Annotated in this window: 17 protein-coding genes; 12 read left to right on the top strand and 5 right to left on the bottom strand. The window is 67.4% G+C overall.

Annotation, left to right across the window (positions count from 1 at the left end):
- Positions 1 to 56: 56 nt before the first annotated feature.
- Both KTC28_RS15455 and KTC28_RS15450 read right to left on the bottom strand, forming a co-directional pair.
- Positions 57 to 1,001 carry a 50S ribosomal protein L11 methyltransferase gene (locus KTC28_RS15455; RefSeq protein ID WP_255602077.1) on the bottom strand — a complete coding sequence of 315 codons (945 nt, stop codon included), beginning with the start codon at positions 999 to 1,001 and terminating at the stop codon, positions 57 to 59.
- A gap of 166 nt (positions 1,002 to 1,167) precedes the next feature.
- Positions 1,168 to 1,917: an SDR family NAD(P)-dependent oxidoreductase gene (locus KTC28_RS15450; RefSeq protein ID WP_216708022.1), complete on the bottom strand. Its 750-nt coding sequence runs from the start codon at positions 1,915 to 1,917 to the stop codon at positions 1,168 to 1,170.
- Positions 1,918 to 1,978: 61 nt separating this feature from the next.
- On the opposite strand from KTC28_RS15450, the gene KTC28_RS15445 reads away from it, so the two are divergent.
- The 7 genes from KTC28_RS15445 (at position 1,979) to sdhA (ending at position 7,921) form a co-directional block, all read left to right on the top strand.
- Positions 1,979 to 2,239 carry a hypothetical protein gene (locus KTC28_RS15445; protein ID WP_216708021.1) on the top strand — a complete coding sequence of 87 codons (261 nt, stop codon included), beginning with the start codon at positions 1,979 to 1,981 and terminating at the stop codon, positions 2,237 to 2,239.
- A gap of 193 nt (positions 2,240 to 2,432) precedes the next feature.
- Positions 2,433 to 3,635, top strand: coding sequence for an acyl-CoA dehydrogenase family protein (locus KTC28_RS15440; protein WP_216708020.1), 1,203 nt, complete (start codon positions 2,433 to 2,435; stop codon positions 3,633 to 3,635).
- A gap of 182 nt (positions 3,636 to 3,817) precedes the next feature.
- Positions 3,818 to 4,798 (top strand): phosphotransferase family protein, encoded by a 981-nt coding sequence (locus tag KTC28_RS15435; protein ID WP_216708019.1) that lies wholly within the window; start codon positions 3,818 to 3,820, stop codon positions 4,796 to 4,798.
- Complete coding sequence (locus KTC28_RS15430; RefSeq protein WP_216708018.1) at positions 4,798 to 5,265, top strand: DUF6285 domain-containing protein; 468 nt, start codon at positions 4,798 to 4,800, stop codon at positions 5,263 to 5,265. The genes KTC28_RS15435 and KTC28_RS15430 overlap by 1 nt, the downstream gene beginning before the upstream one ends.
- Before the next feature lie 62 nt (positions 5,266 to 5,327).
- On the top strand, positions 5,328 to 5,747 hold the full coding sequence (gene sdhC, locus KTC28_RS15425) for a succinate dehydrogenase, cytochrome b556 subunit (protein WP_216708017.1): 420 nt from the start codon (positions 5,328 to 5,330) through the stop codon (positions 5,745 to 5,747).
- A 2-nt stretch (positions 5,748 to 5,749) separates the two neighbouring features.
- Complete coding sequence (sdhD, locus tag KTC28_RS15420; protein WP_216708016.1) at positions 5,750 to 6,130, top strand: succinate dehydrogenase, hydrophobic membrane anchor protein; 381 nt, start codon at positions 5,750 to 5,752, stop codon at positions 6,128 to 6,130.
- 3 nt (positions 6,131 to 6,133) lie between these two features.
- Entirely contained in the window at positions 6,134 to 7,921 is a 1,788-nt protein-coding gene (gene sdhA, locus KTC28_RS15415) for a succinate dehydrogenase flavoprotein subunit (RefSeq protein WP_216708015.1), read from the top strand.
- An 18-nt stretch (positions 7,922 to 7,939) separates the two neighbouring features.
- Here sdhA and KTC28_RS15410 read toward each other — a convergent pair whose 3' ends face one another.
- The 3 genes from KTC28_RS15410 to KTC28_RS23305 all read right to left on the bottom strand — a co-directional run bounded on the left by KTC28_RS15410 (position 7,940) and on the right by KTC28_RS23305 (position 9,246).
- On the bottom strand, positions 7,940 to 8,683 hold the full coding sequence (locus tag KTC28_RS15410) for an SDR family NAD(P)-dependent oxidoreductase (RefSeq protein WP_216708014.1): 744 nt from the start codon (positions 8,681 to 8,683) through the stop codon (positions 7,940 to 7,942).
- A 115-nt stretch (positions 8,684 to 8,798) separates the two neighbouring features.
- Complete coding sequence (gene brnA / locus KTC28_RS23310) at positions 8,799 to 8,978, bottom strand: type II toxin-antitoxin system BrnA family antitoxin (protein WP_369426592.1); 180 nt, start codon at positions 8,976 to 8,978, stop codon at positions 8,799 to 8,801.
- 34 nt (positions 8,979 to 9,012) lie between these two features.
- A complete protein-coding gene (locus tag KTC28_RS23305) occupies positions 9,013 to 9,246 on the bottom strand; it encodes a BrnT family toxin (RefSeq protein WP_369426556.1) in 234 nt (77 codons plus the stop codon).
- 137 nt (positions 9,247 to 9,383) lie between these two features.
- On the opposite strand from KTC28_RS23305, the gene KTC28_RS15400 reads away from it, so the two are divergent.
- From KTC28_RS15400 to mdh, 5 genes are all read left to right on the top strand, one after another.
- Positions 9,384 to 10,169, top strand: coding sequence for a succinate dehydrogenase iron-sulfur subunit (locus tag KTC28_RS15400; RefSeq protein WP_216708012.1), 786 nt, complete (start codon positions 9,384 to 9,386; stop codon positions 10,167 to 10,169).
- A 173-nt stretch (positions 10,170 to 10,342) separates the two neighbouring features.
- Entirely contained in the window at positions 10,343 to 10,798 is a 456-nt protein-coding gene (locus KTC28_RS15395) for a PaaI family thioesterase (RefSeq protein WP_216708011.1), read from the top strand.
- Positions 10,795 to 11,922 carry a cell division protein ZapE gene (gene zapE, locus KTC28_RS15390; RefSeq protein WP_255602074.1) on the top strand — a complete coding sequence of 376 codons (1,128 nt, stop codon included), beginning with the start codon at positions 10,795 to 10,797 and terminating at the stop codon, positions 11,920 to 11,922. Before KTC28_RS15395 ends, zapE begins: the two co-directional genes overlap by 4 nt.
- A gap of 31 nt (positions 11,923 to 11,953) precedes the next feature.
- Complete coding sequence (locus KTC28_RS15385; RefSeq protein ID WP_216708010.1) at positions 11,954 to 12,385, top strand: lipocalin-like domain-containing protein; 432 nt, start codon at positions 11,954 to 11,956, stop codon at positions 12,383 to 12,385.
- A gap of 52 nt (positions 12,386 to 12,437) precedes the next feature.
- The gene (gene mdh / locus KTC28_RS15380; protein ID WP_216708009.1) at positions 12,438 to 13,400 is read left to right on the top strand and encodes a malate dehydrogenase; all 963 of its coding nucleotides are present in this window, start codon (positions 12,438 to 12,440) and stop codon (positions 13,398 to 13,400) included.
- Positions 13,401 to 13,573: the final 173 nt, after the last annotated feature.

Here is a 13,573-nt window from a genome sequence, read left to right as displayed (position 1 = left end):
CCGCACAAGGCCGAACTTCGAACCGAACCGCGGTTGCGGCCGAACGCACATCCGGCTCAGCCGCGTTCGAGCACCAATGTCGGCCATTCGCTGCGGTCGAGCCGTTCGACCAGCCGGAAACCGCGCGCGGTGTAGGCGGCGGCAACGCGGCGGGCCTGCGTCGTCAGCAGCCCGGCGAGGACGAGGATGCCACCGGGGGCAAGCGTTGCGGCGACCGGGCCCGCCATCGCGACCAGCGGGCCAGCAAGGATATTAGCGGTGACGAGGTCGAACCGCCGGCGCAGCCGGGGATGTTCGACTCCGGGCGCGGTGACGAGGTCGATCGCGCCGCGCCCCCGCCCTTGCCGGACGCCGTTCGCGGCGAGGTTGGCGCGCGCGACGATCGTCGCGACCGGGTCGATGTCGCTCGCGACGACGGTGGCGCGCGGCCAGCGCTTCGCGATGGCGATGGCGAGGACGCCGGTGCCGGTGCCGAGGTCGGCGGCGCGGGTGAAGCGATGCGTTTTCGCCAGCGCATCGAGTGCGGCGAGACACCCGTGGGTGGTGAAATGCTGGCCGGTGCCGAACGCGAGCCCCGCCTCGATGGCGATGCCGATGTCGCTCGAGCGGACCGCGTCGGCGTGCGCGGCGGTGTGGACGACGAACCGCCCGGCGCGGACGGGGGGGAAGCCCGACTGGCTGAGCGTCACCCAGTCGGTGTCGGCGATCGGTTCGACCGTCGCGCTGCCCGGCGCGGCGGCGGGGACGAGGGCGTAGAGGCGGGCGATGTCGTCGGGGCCGGGCTCGTCGACGAAATACGCGTCGAGGGTCCAGTCGTCGGGGCGCGACGGGTCGGGCTCGTCGGTCAGGAGGGTGGGGGGCGGTTCGCGGTCGGGGAACGCGTCTTCGGCGAAGGGGATGGCCTCGGCTTCGGCGCGGGTTGCGGGGAGGCGGACGCGATAGCCGCTGGCGGGGCTGGTTGGGAGTGGCGGGGAGGGGGCGGGCACAGGGGAATGGGGCACTCAGCGGTCGCCCATAACACTGCCGTCATCCCCGCGCAGGCGGGGACCCATCACCAAGACATTCGGGATGATGGGTCCCCGCCTGCGCGGGGATGACGACCAAAAGTTGAGCAGGGTGCTACCATCCGCTTCGCCGCCATTTACTCGCTTACGATCGATGCGCCCGCTACCGGACATAGCTCGCCCCGTTGACGTCGAGCACCGCCCCCGTCAGCGACGCGGGCGCGTCGAGGCTGAGCCAGCGGATCGTCTCGGCGACCTCGGCGGCGCTGGCGACGCGGCCGAGCGGGATGTCGGCGATGACCTTGCCGCCCTCGCGGCTGGCGAGGAATTCCTCGGCCATACCGGTCATGGTGAACCCCGGGGCGACGACGAAGGCGACGATGCCGTCGGCGGCATAGGCGCGCGCGATGCTGCGGGTCATCGCGACCATCCCGGCCTTGGCGGCGGCATAGTGCCAGTGCGCGGGCGAGTCGCCGCGGAAGGCGGCGCGGCTCGAGACGTTGACGATGCGACCGGCGACTCCCGAGGCGTCGCGGCCCTTCTTATCCAAGCTGCCGTGTTCCTGGAAATGCAGGACCGCGCGGCGTGACAGGTCGGCGGCGGCCTGGAGGTTGATCCGCCACGACCGCTCCCATGCGGTCTCCCACGCGGCGGCATCGGCGAGCGGCGCGGCCTCGAACACCCCGGCGTTGTTGACCAGCACGTCGATCCGCCCGCCGAGCCGGTCGAGCGCCGCGTCCCACAACCGGTCTCCCGCTCCGGGTTCGGCGAGGTCGGCCCCGATCGTTACCGTGTCGGGGCCGTCGCCGTCGCGGCTGCCGTGCCCGACCACCGTGGCTCCGGCGGCGATAAGAGCGGCGTGCGCAGCGGCCCCGATGCCGCGGGTGCTGCCGGTGAGGAGAATGTTGGTCATGGCTGCGGGTTAGCCGAGGCGGTGCGGCGCGGGAAGGGGTGTTCAAAGCTCCCACCCGTTCATGGTTTTGCAAACCCCGTTTCGTGCTAACGATGCGCCGCTGCCAACCTTGCAAGGCTCGTCGCTCATGTCGGAATCAGAGAAGCCGCTGCGCCAGCAGATGGCCGATGCGATGGAGGCGATCCGCCAGCAATTGGAGGTTCTGCGCGCGGGGCCGAGTATCGGCGACGCGCTCGACAACCGCAGCGTGATCGCTGATCTCGAGGCTGAGTTCGTGGCGCTGAAAGAGGCTCGAGCGGCGATGGGTCCCGCGGACGGATGACGCGCGACCAGTCGTTCCGCGCATAGTCGTTGGGCCGCGCGACCGTTCGCGCCGGCTGCCGAGCCGATCGCAATCGAGCAGTCGCGATCGCGAGGGCCGACAGACCATTTGGCTGGAGTTCGCCTTCCCACACCCCCGGCGTTGCGTTCTGACCGCAGCGGCCTAACCTCGCCGGAAAACGGGGAGTGAGGCGATGGTTGCACCGAACTGGGTCGACATGCGCGCGCGGGTCAAGGCGTTCGTCGAGGAGCGCGTCTATCCGGCGGAGGACGTGCTCGACAACGGGGCGCCCGACGCGGCTCGGGCGAAGCTCGCTGAGTTGATGGCGGCTGCCAAGGCCGAGGGGCTGTGGGCGCTCGGGCATCCGGTGGCGATCGGCGGGCAGGGGATGCCGTTCCTCGATTACGTCCATGTCAACGAGGTGATCGGGCGGAGCCAGCATGCGATGGTCGCGCTGGGGACCCACTCGTTGCAGGACGCGCTGATGCTCGACCGCTACGCTGCGCCGGAGTGGCGCGAGAAATATCTGCTGCCGCTGGTGGCGGGGACGATCTTCCCGAGCTTTGCGATGACCGAGCCCGATGTCGCGTCGAGCGACCCGACGCAGTTGCAGACGACCGCGACGCTGGATGGCGATCATTGGGTCATTCGCGGGCGCAAGTGGTTCACCACCGGCGCGGCGGGGGCGGCGTATACGACGGTGATGTGCCGGACCGAAAGCGGCGACGCGGCCCCGCATGCGGCGTTCTCGATGATCGTCGTGCCGACCGACACGCCGGGCTACCGCATCGTCCGCGATACGCCGGTGCTCGGGCTGCATCACGGGCTGAGCGGGCATTACGAGGTCGCCTACGACGACGTTCGCGTGCCGGCGGCGAACCTGCTCGGGCCGCGGGGGCAGGGGTTCGCGATCGCGCAAATGCGGCTCGGGCCGGGGCGCATCTTCCATTGCATGCGCTGGCTGGGACAGGCGCAGCGCGCGTTCGACCTGATGTGCCGCCGCTTGAACGAGCGGTGGGCGGGGGGCGAGAAGCTCGCCGACAAGCAGTTGATGCAGCAGTTCGTCTTCGACAGCGCGGCCGAAATCCAGTCGGCGCGGCTGCTGACGCTCGATGCGGCGGCGAAGATCGATGCCGGGTCGGATGCGCGGGTCGAGATTGGGCTGATCAAGGTCGTCGGCGCGAAGATGCTCCACAATGTCGTCGACCGCGCGGTGCAGGTGTTCGGCGCGAAGGGCCTGACGCCCGATACGCCGCTCCACATCATGTACCGCCATGCGCGCGAGGCGCGGATCTATGATGGGCCGGACGAGGTGCATATCACCAGCGTCGGCAAGCGGTTGTTGCGGGCGTATGCGGGGAACGGGCCGGGGATCGACTTCGGGGCGGCGGGATGAGGGGAGCGGTGGCTTACTCCTTCCTCTTTCTAGATCCTCCCAGACTTCGGGGAGGGGGACCATCGCTCTTGCGATGGTGGAGGGGCGGTCGAGCGGACTCAGATTGTGAGTTTGCTCGCCCGCCCCTCCACCACGCCCCAAGAAGGGCGCGGTCCCCCTCCCCGAAGACGGGGAAGATCTAGATGCGTGCTGACCGCGCTGCACCGCTCGCTGCTCTCCTCCGCCGCGCCGGGCACGATGCGGCGGTTGAGCGCGTCACCCCCCTTTCGGGCGGAGCGTCCTCCGCAACCTTCGCGGTCGAGGCGACGCGGAACGGCGCACCTTGGCCGCTGATCTTCCAGCGCGGCGAAGGCCAGATCGGCATGGCGAAATCGGTCCAGGCCGAACTGCAGCGGATCGCGGGAAACCACGGCGTGCCCGTCGCCGAGGTCGTCGCCATCGCCGCATCGGACGACAATCTCGGCGACGGCTTCGTCATGGCGCGGGTCGAGGGGGAAAGCCTTGCGCCGCGCTGGCTCAAGGGCGAAGGCTTCGCGGCGGCGCGGGCGGCGATGACAGTGCAGTGCGGTGCCGCGCTCGCACACATCCACGCGATCCCTCTCGACGCCGTCGCGCACCTGCCGCTCGCCGGGGGCACGGCGGCGGCACAGTGCGCGGCGATGTTCGCGCTGTACCGCAGCTTCGGCGTCGACGAGCCGGCGTTCGACCTCGCCTTCGCTTGGTTGCGCGAGCGGATCGGCGACGCCCCGGCGCGGGTGGTGTGTCACGGCGACTTCCGCAGCGGCAATTTTATCGTCGACGAGCGCGGGATGGCGGCGGTGCTCGACTGGGAACTCGCGCATCTCGGCGACCACCACGCCGACCTCGGCTGGCTGTGCGTCAATGCGTGGCGCTTCGGGCAGTGGCGGCTTCCGGTCGGCGGGTTCGGCGAGCGCGCCGACCTGTACGCCGCATACGAAGCCGCCGGGGGAGCCGCGGTCTACCCGGAGAAGGCGCATGTCTGGGAGGTCTACGGCTCGTTGCGCTGGGGGATGTCGTGTCTCCAGCTTGCCGACGACCATCTGTCGGGGCGGGTGCGGTCGGTCGAGCGCGCGACGATCGGGCGGCGGGTGACCGAGGTCGCCGCCGACCTGCTGTGGCTGATCGAATACGGGAGCATCTGATGGCGGGACATCCGAGTGCGCGCGAGCTGGTCGCGGCGGTCCGCGAGTTCATCGCCGGGCTCGAGATCGAGGGGCGCGAGGGGTTTCATGCGAAGGTCGCGGCGAATGCGCTGGCGATCGTCGAGCGGGAGCTCGTGGCGAGGCCGGATGTGGCGGAGGTGGCGGCTTTAGCCTCCATCAACTTGTCATCCCCGCGCACGCGGGGACCCAAGGTCACAACTGTCGCGACATTGGGTCCCCGCGTGCGCGGGGATGACAGGGAAGAGGGGGATGACGAGGGAGAATGGGATGAGGCCGCCGACCTCCGCGCGTGTGTCTGCACCGCCCTCCGCAACGGCACCCTCACCCCCGCTACCCCCTGCCTCCTCGCCGCCCTCACCGCTGCGAACCTTGCCCGTCTCGCGGTCGACAACCCGCGCTATTCGACCTTCCTCCGCCGGACCGCCGCTGCCGCACCGCCGCGATGAACGGTTGCGCGCGCGCGCCAAGGGGTTAAACCGTCGCCAATCCAAAGACTCCCGAGGAACTAATGGCCTCAGCCACCCGCCCGCGCGCTCCCGGACCCAGCCGTCCGCTCTCCCCGCACCTGTCGATCTGGCGGTGGCGGGTCAACATGACGGTGTCGATCCTGCATCGTGCGACCGGCAATGCGATGGCGTTCGGCGCGGTCGTGCTGTTCCTGTGGTGGCTTGTCGCCGCCGCGACCGGCCCGGCGGCGTACGCGACCTTCTACGGCGTCGCGACCGGCTGGTTCGGTATCCTCGTCGGCGTCGGGCTGACGTGGGTGTTCTTCCAGCACATGATGAGCGGTATCCGCCACCTTGTGATGGACACCGGCGCGGCGCTCGAGGTCCACACCAGCCAGACCTTCGCGACCATGACGATCGTCGGCTCGCTCGTTCTGACCCTGCTGACCTGGGCCGCGATCTACTTCACCAAGGGCATCTGAGAATGGGAACGGGAACCGAGATCGGCCGGGTCCGCGGACTCGGCGCAGCAAAAAGCGGCGTCGGCCATTGGTGGCAGCAGCGCGTGACTGCGATCGCCAACATCGCGCTGCTGCTGTGGTTCGTCATCAGTCTCGTCCGGATGCCGGGGCTCGATTACGCCAGTGTGGTGCTGTGGCTGCGGCAGCCTGTCGCTGCGATACCGATGCTCCTTCTCATCGTTTCGGTCTTCTATCATTTTAGGTTGGGCGTGCAGGTATTCATCGAGGACTATCTGCACAACGAAGGGACCAAGCTGCTCGCGCTGCTGGCCCTTAATTTCTACGCACTCGGGGGTGCGGCCGCGGCCGTGTTCGCGGTGCTGAAGATCGCGCTAGGAGCGTAGTTTATGGCCGAAGCGTATAAGATCATCGATCACACCTACGACGCGGTCGTCGTCGGCGCAGGCGGCTCGGGCCTCCGCGCGGCGATGGGCATCGCCGAAACCGGGCTCAAGGTCGCGTGCATCACCAAGGTCTTCCCGACGCGGTCGCACACCGTCGCGGCGCAGGGCGGCATTGCCGCATCGCTCGGCAACATGGGGCCCGACCACTGGCAGTGGCACATGTACGACACCGTCAAGGGGTCGGACTGGCTCGGCGACCAGGACGCCATAGAATATCTGTGCCGCGAAGCTCCCAAGGCGGTCTACGAGCTCGAACACTTCGGCGTGCCGTTCAGCCGGACCGAGGAAGGCAAGATCTACCAGCGCGCGTTCGGCGGCATGACGCAGAACATGGGCGACGGACCCCCGGCACAGCGCACCTGCGCGGCTGCCGACCGCACCGGCCACGCGATGCTCCACGCGCTGTATCAACAGAGCCTCAAGCACGACACCGACTTCTACATCGAGTATTTCGCGATCGACCTGATCATGGTCGACGGCGAGTGCAAGGGCGTCATCGCGCTCAACATGGAAGACGGCAGCATCCACCGTTTCCGCTCGCACAGCGTTGTGCTGGCGACCGGCGGCTATGGCCGCTGCTATTTCTCGGCGACATCGGCGCACACCTCGACCGGCGACGGCGGCGGCATGGCGATCCGTGCCGGCGTGCCGATGCAGGACATGGAGTTCGTCCAGTTCCACCCGACCGGCATCTACGGCGCGGGGGTCCTCATCACCGAGGGCGCGCGCGGCGAGGGCGGTTACCTGACCAATGCGCAGGGTGAGCGCTTCATGGAGCGCTATGCTCCGTCGGCGAAGGACCTCGCCAGCCGCGACGTCGTCAGCCGTTCGATGGCGATGGAAATCCGTGAAGGCCGCGGCGTCGGTGCCGAGGGCGATCACATCAACCTCCACCTCAACCACATCGACCCGGCGGTCCTCCACGAGCGCCTGCCCGGGATCAGCGAAACCGCGAAGATCTTCGCCGGGGTCGACGTCACCAAGGAGCCGATCCCGGTCACCCCGACGGTCCATTACAACATGGGCGGCATCCCGACGAACTATCACGGCGAAGTTGTCACGCTGAAGGACGGCGACCCGGACTCGGTCGTCCCCGGCCTGTTCGCGGTCGGCGAAGCGGCGTGCGTCTCGGTGCACGGCGCCAACCGCTTGGGCTCGAACAGCCTGATCGACCTCGTCGTCTTCGGCCGTGCCACCGCGCACCGCGTCGGCGCGACGATCAAGCCGTTCACGACGCATAGCCCGCTGCCCAAGGACAGCGCCGACTTCGCGCTTGGCCGCCTAGACGGCTACCGCTTCAGCAAGGGCGGATCGCCGACGGCGGCGGTGCGGCTGGCGATGCAGAAGACGATGCAGGCCAACGCGGGCGTGTTCCGCACGTCGGAAGTGCTTGAAGAAGGCCAGCGCAAGATCGACGCGGTCTACCAGCAGATGGCCGACATCGGCATCGCCGACCGCAGTATGGTGTTCAACACCGACCTGATCGAGACGCTCGAACTCGACAACATGATCGGCCAGGCCGTCCTGACGATGCACATGGCCGCGAACCGCCACGAAAGCCGCGGCGCGCACATGCACGAGGACTTCCCCAAGCGCGACGACGACAGCTGGATGAAGCACTCACTCGGCTGGTTCAGGGATGGCGGAGTGCGGCTGGATACGCGGCCGGTGCACAGCTACACGCTGAGCGACGAGATTGCGTACATCAAGCCGAAGGCGCGGGTTTACTAAACCCGCGCCCCAGCATCGTCAGATCGAGAAGCCGCCGTCGATGTCGATCGTCGTGCCGGTGATGTAGCTCGACTCGTCGCTGGCGAGAAACGCGGTCAGGTTGGCGACTTCTTCGGCGGTGCCGTAGCGCTTGAGCGGCGTCAGTGACGTCAGCAGCGTGGCGAAGTCGCCGGTCGCCGGGTTGAGATCGGTGTCGATCGGGCCGGGCTGGACGACGTTGACGAGGATGTTGCGCGGGGCGAGGTCGACCGCCCAGCCGCGGGCGAGGCCCGCGACCGCCGCCTTGGTCGCGCCATAGACCGCGACGCCGGGGAAGGGCGATGTGTGGCCGTTGACGCTGCCGATGATGATGATCCGGCCGCCGTCGCGCAGGTGCGGGAACGCCGCGGTCGTACCGAAATAGACGCCGTCGACGTTGAGCCCAAACTGCTTGCGGTAGCTCGCGTCTTCGGTCGAACCGAGGGGGGCGGCCTCGAACGTGCCGGCATTGTGGATCAGGATGTCGATGCCGCCGAGCGTCGCTGCGGCCTGCTCGACCGCCGCCTTGACCGCGACCGGATCGCCGCCGTCGGCCTGGATCGCCTCGCCCTTGCGGCCCGATGCGGTAATCGCCGCGACGGTCGCCGCGGCGGCTTCGTGGTTGCCGGCGAAGGTGATGACGACATCGGCCCCGTCGGCTGCGAGGCGTTTCGCGATCGCCGCGCCAATGCCGCGCGATCCTCCGGTGACGAGGGCGGTCTTGCCGGCAAGCCGATCGGTCATGGTATTTCCTTCGTTGTGTCGCCGTATCGATGTAGCAATCACATCGAAGCGAACAACCGCAGCGGCGGCGCAGATTAGCTTGGAGGTGCTAAAGAACCGGCGGCTTGCAACGGCGCTATTTCGCCGCCTCGAGCCGGTCCGCGAGCCACATCTTGATCAGCGCCTGCCGCGTCACGCCGCGCTTTTTCGCCTCCCGATCGAGGCTGAAGACCATCCATGAGGGGAAATCGACGTTGACGCGCTTTGGGTCGAGGCCGGGGCGGCGGGTAGTGGTGAAGTCGAGATATTCGCTGATGTCTTCGCCGTCGTCGAACTTCCGGTCGAACTCTTCAACCGAGATAGAAGCGGGCTTCGTCGTCGCGGGCGCGTCTGACTGAGATGAGGCGGATGCGTTCGCCGCGGCGGGTGATGATCGCCGTCCAGCATTTCCCTGCGATTTGGCCGATGACGCGGCTTCGCTGTTCGTCGCCATGAAATGCACCTCCGGTCTCAACGCGGTTCTGGTCGCTCCAGATCGCCTGCGCTTCCTCGAAATCGATCCCGTGCTTCGCGGCGTTGGTCACGCTTTTCGCAGGATCATATTCGAACACGTCACGGTATAATATCTATACCCTTTTCGCACAAGCGGCGGTGCGACGAGATGCGGGTTGAGCCTCGCCGCGCAACCCCCTATGCCCGCCGGGCAAGACAGGACCGAAGCATGGCCGAATTTTCCCTTCCGACGAACTCGCGCATCCGCAACGACGGCAAGCGCTATCCTGCGCCCGCCGGGGCGACGCACACCAAGGCGTTCAAGATCTATCGCTGGAACCCCGACGACGGGGCGAACCCGCGCTACGACACCTATGAGCTCGATCTCGATACGACCGGGCCGATGGTCCTCGACGCGCTGATCCGGATCAAGGCCGAGGTCGACCCGACGCTGACCTTCCGCCGGTCGTGCCGCGAGGGCATCTGCGGATCGTGCTCGATGAACATCGATGGGACCAACACGCTCGCGTGCACCCAGGCGATCGAGGACATCAAGGGCGAGATCCGCATCACGCCGCTGCCGCACATGGACGTCGTCAAGGACCTCGTCCCCGATTTCAAGCACTTCTACGCGCAATATGCCTCGATCAAGCCGTGGCTCCAGACCGTTACGCCCGCCCCCGCTGACGGCGAGCGCATCCAGACGGTCGAGGACCGCTCGAAGATCGACGGGCTTTACGAATGCATCCTGTGCGCGTGCTGCTCGACCGCGTGCCCGAGCTATTGGTGGAACAGCGACAAGTTCCTCGGGCCGGCGATCCTGTTGCAGGCGTATCGCTGGCTGGTCGATAGCCGCGACGAGATGACCGGCGAGCGGCTCGATGCCCTTGAGGATCCGTTCCGGCTGTACCGCTGCCATACGATCATGAACTGCGCCAACGTCTGCCCCAAGGGGTTGAACCCGGCAAAGGCGATCGCGGAGATCAAGAAGATGATGGTCGAGAGAGCCGTTTAGCGGCCGAGCCTAAGGCGAGCTTCGCACTTTCGCGAAGATTGACTTAGGCGCTGACTCGCGCGGCTCCGGGCGGCGAGGCGGCGGCATCAAGCCGCCGAACTCGTCCGACGAAGGACACGGCTTTGCCGCGGCCCCGCTTGCTCACCCGCCAAGCCCCCGCTAACCACCGCCGCATGAGCGAAACAAATTACCCCGCCCCCGACGCCGATGGCTGGGTGCCGTGGATCGGCAAGCCCGATGGGCGCTTCCACGATCTCCTCGGCCAGATGTATTTCCGCGTCACCGCGAACGGCGTGGAGACCAAGATGGACACCGACCGCAGCCACTCGAATGGCCATGGTTTCCTCCACGGCGGCTTCCTGATGTCCTTCGTCGACATGGCGATGTTCGCGATCATCCGCCCGCGCTTTTCGAAGGGGGAAGGGGCAGTGACGTTGAGTTGCGCGACCGATTTCCTAACCGCCGGTATTGTCGGCGAGCCGATCGAGGCGCACGGCGAGGTGCTCAAGGAAACCGGCAAGATGTTTTTCGTCCGCGGGCTGGTAACGCAGGGCGGCGACAACGTCTGTTCGTTCACCGGCACGATGCGCAAGATCACTCGGCGTCCGGTCGTTCCGACGGCATCGTGACGGCCGTCCCCGCGGGCGCGCTGAACACCGCTTACCGGCAACTGGTTGCGGCGGGCGAACTCCAGCCCGATCCCGATCAGGCGGCGGCGGCGGAAAAGCTGTATCGCCTGCGCCGCGCGCTCGCGGTCGAGCCGAAGCGCGGGCTGATCGGACGGCTGTTCGGGGCGAAGGCCGAGGCGTTGCGCGGCATCTATCTGTGGGGCGGGGTCGGGCGCGGCAAGTCGATGCTGATGGACCTGTTCTTCGCGCACGCGACGACCGAGCCGCGCCGCCGTGTTCACTTCCACGAGTTCATGATCGAGGTCCACTCCGCGATCCACACCCATCGCCAGCATTCGGGCGACGACCCGATCCCGGTCGTCGCTGCGGCGGTCGCGGCGAGTGCGCGGTTGCTGTGCTTCGACGAGATGCAGGTCCGCGACGTCGCCGACGCGGCGATCCTGTCGCGGCTGTTCACGGCATTGTTCGAGGCGGGGACGACGATCGTCGCGACGTCGAACCGGCCACCGTCGGACCTGTACAAGGACGGCCTCAACCGCCAGCTTTTCCTGCCGTTCATCGCGCTGCTCGAGGAGCGGCTCGACATCGTGCCGTTGAACGGCCCGGTCGATTACCGCCTCGACCGGCTCGGCGGCGCGCCGACCTATTACGTCCCGAACGGCCCCGAGGCGACCGCCGCGCTCAGCGCCGCCTTCTTTCGCCTGACCGACTTCCCCGTCGAGGACCGGATCCGCGTTCCATCGGAAACGATCGCGGTGCCCGGCGGGCGGACATTGTTCGTGCCCAAGGCGATCAAGGGCGTCGCGGTATTCTCGTTCACCCGCCTGTGCCGCGCGGCGCTCGGCGCGGCAGATCATCTCGCGGTCGCGCGGCGGTTCCACACGGTGATCCTCGTCGGCGTGCCGGTGATGGGACCGGCAAACCGCAACGAGGCGGCACGCTTCGTCACGCTGATCGACGAGTTGTATGAACACCGCGTCAAGCTGCTGATCGCCGCTGATGCGGCCCCGCGGGAACTGTACCCGGCAGGCGACGGTGCGTTCGAATTCGAGCGGACGGTGTCGCGCTTGCAGGAAATGCAGTCGGCTGATTACCTTGCACTGGGCCATGGGACCGAAGCCTGACGACGACCGGAACGCAGCAGGGGAGGACAGAATGACCGACGACGCCTTGATCGGAACGTGGCTGCTGCGCTCGCATCAGGTCGAGGACCGGAACACCGGCGAGCGGACCGAACCGTTCGGCTCCGCCCCGTCGGGGGTGCTCATCGTTCTCGCCGACGGCCGCATGTCGGCGCTGATCACCGGCCAAGCGGTCGGCGACGCGGGCGCGCCGCTCATCGCCTATTCGGGACACTACCGCGTGCCGTCGCCCGGCAGCTTCATCACCGCGGTCGATGTCGCGTCGATCGCGCCGTGGGTCGGCACCGAGCAGGCGCGCAGCTATACCGTCGACGGTGACAGGCTCGAACTGTCGACCGCCCCGGCGCGGATGCCAAACCCCGATGGCACCGCCGAGACCCGCGTCGGCCGCATGGTCTGGGTCCGCGAGACGACGGCGGTTGCGAGTAACCAAGCGAGCGACTAAGCCGACGCCGTCTCCAGCGGGCCGCGCCCGCGCCCACCGACGAGGAACCAACATGGCCCGCAACAAGATCGCCCTCATCGGCGCCGGCAATATCGGCGGGACGCTCGCGCACCTCGCCGCCGCCAAGGGCCTTGGCGACGTCGTCCTGTTCGACGTCGTCGATGGCGTGCCGCAGGGCAAGGCGCTCGACCTCGCGCAGTGCGGTCCGGTCGAGGGCTTCGACGCCGTCCTCAAGGGCACCAACGACTATACCGACATCGCCGGCGCCGACGTCATCATCGTCACCGCCGGGATCGCCCGCAAGCCGGGGATGAGCCGCGACGACCTGCTCGGCATCAATCTCAAGGTGATGAAGGCGGTCGGCGAGGGCATCGCCGCCAATGCTCCGGGCGCGTTCGTCATCTGCATCACCAACCCGCTCGATGCGATGGTCTGGGCGCTGCGTGAATTCTCGAAGCTGCCGCACCACATGGTCGTCGGCATGGCGGGCGTCCTCGACTCGAGCCGCTTCCGTCACTTCCTCGCCGACGAGTTCAAGGTCAGCGTGCAGGACGTCACCGCCTTCGTCCTCGGCGGCCACGGCGACACGATGGTCCCGGTGATCGAATATTCGACCGTCGCCGGCATTCCGATCCCGGCGCTGATCGAGATGGGCTGGTCGACCAAGGAGCGCATCGACGCGATCGTCGCCCGCACCCGCGCTGGCGGCGGCGAGATCGTCGCTTTGCTCAAGACCGGCAGCGCCTATTACGCCCCCGCCACCAGCGGCATCGCAATGGCTGAAGCGTATCTTTACGACCAGAAGCGCGTCATCCCGTGCGCGGTGAATTTGACCGGCCAGTACGGCGTCAACGACCTTTACGTCGGCGTGCCGTGCGTGATCGGCGCGGGCGGGGTCGAGAAGATCGTCGAGATCGCGCTCAATGACGAAGCAAAGGCGAACTTTGCCAAGTCGGTCGAGGCGGTAAAAGAGTTGCTGACTGCATGCCGCGCGATCGACAACTCGCTGAACTAGTCTAAACACCACATTTCGATAGTCATGGCGGCGTGCCTCGGCACGCCGCCTTTTTTTTGTCCGTTCGTGGTAGATAAAATATAAACAGCGTGAATGTTCAGCGGAATCAACGCTGAATGCCCGTGACAAGCATCCCTCCACCATTGAGTTTTGTACAGTATCGTATATCCAGT

The sequence above is a fragment of the Polymorphobacter megasporae genome, from assembly GCF_018982885.2.
Lineage (GTDB): Bacteria > Pseudomonadota > Alphaproteobacteria > Sphingomonadales > Sphingomonadaceae > Polymorphobacter_B > Polymorphobacter_B megasporae.
This window is presented reverse-complemented; position numbering and strand designations above follow the sequence as displayed.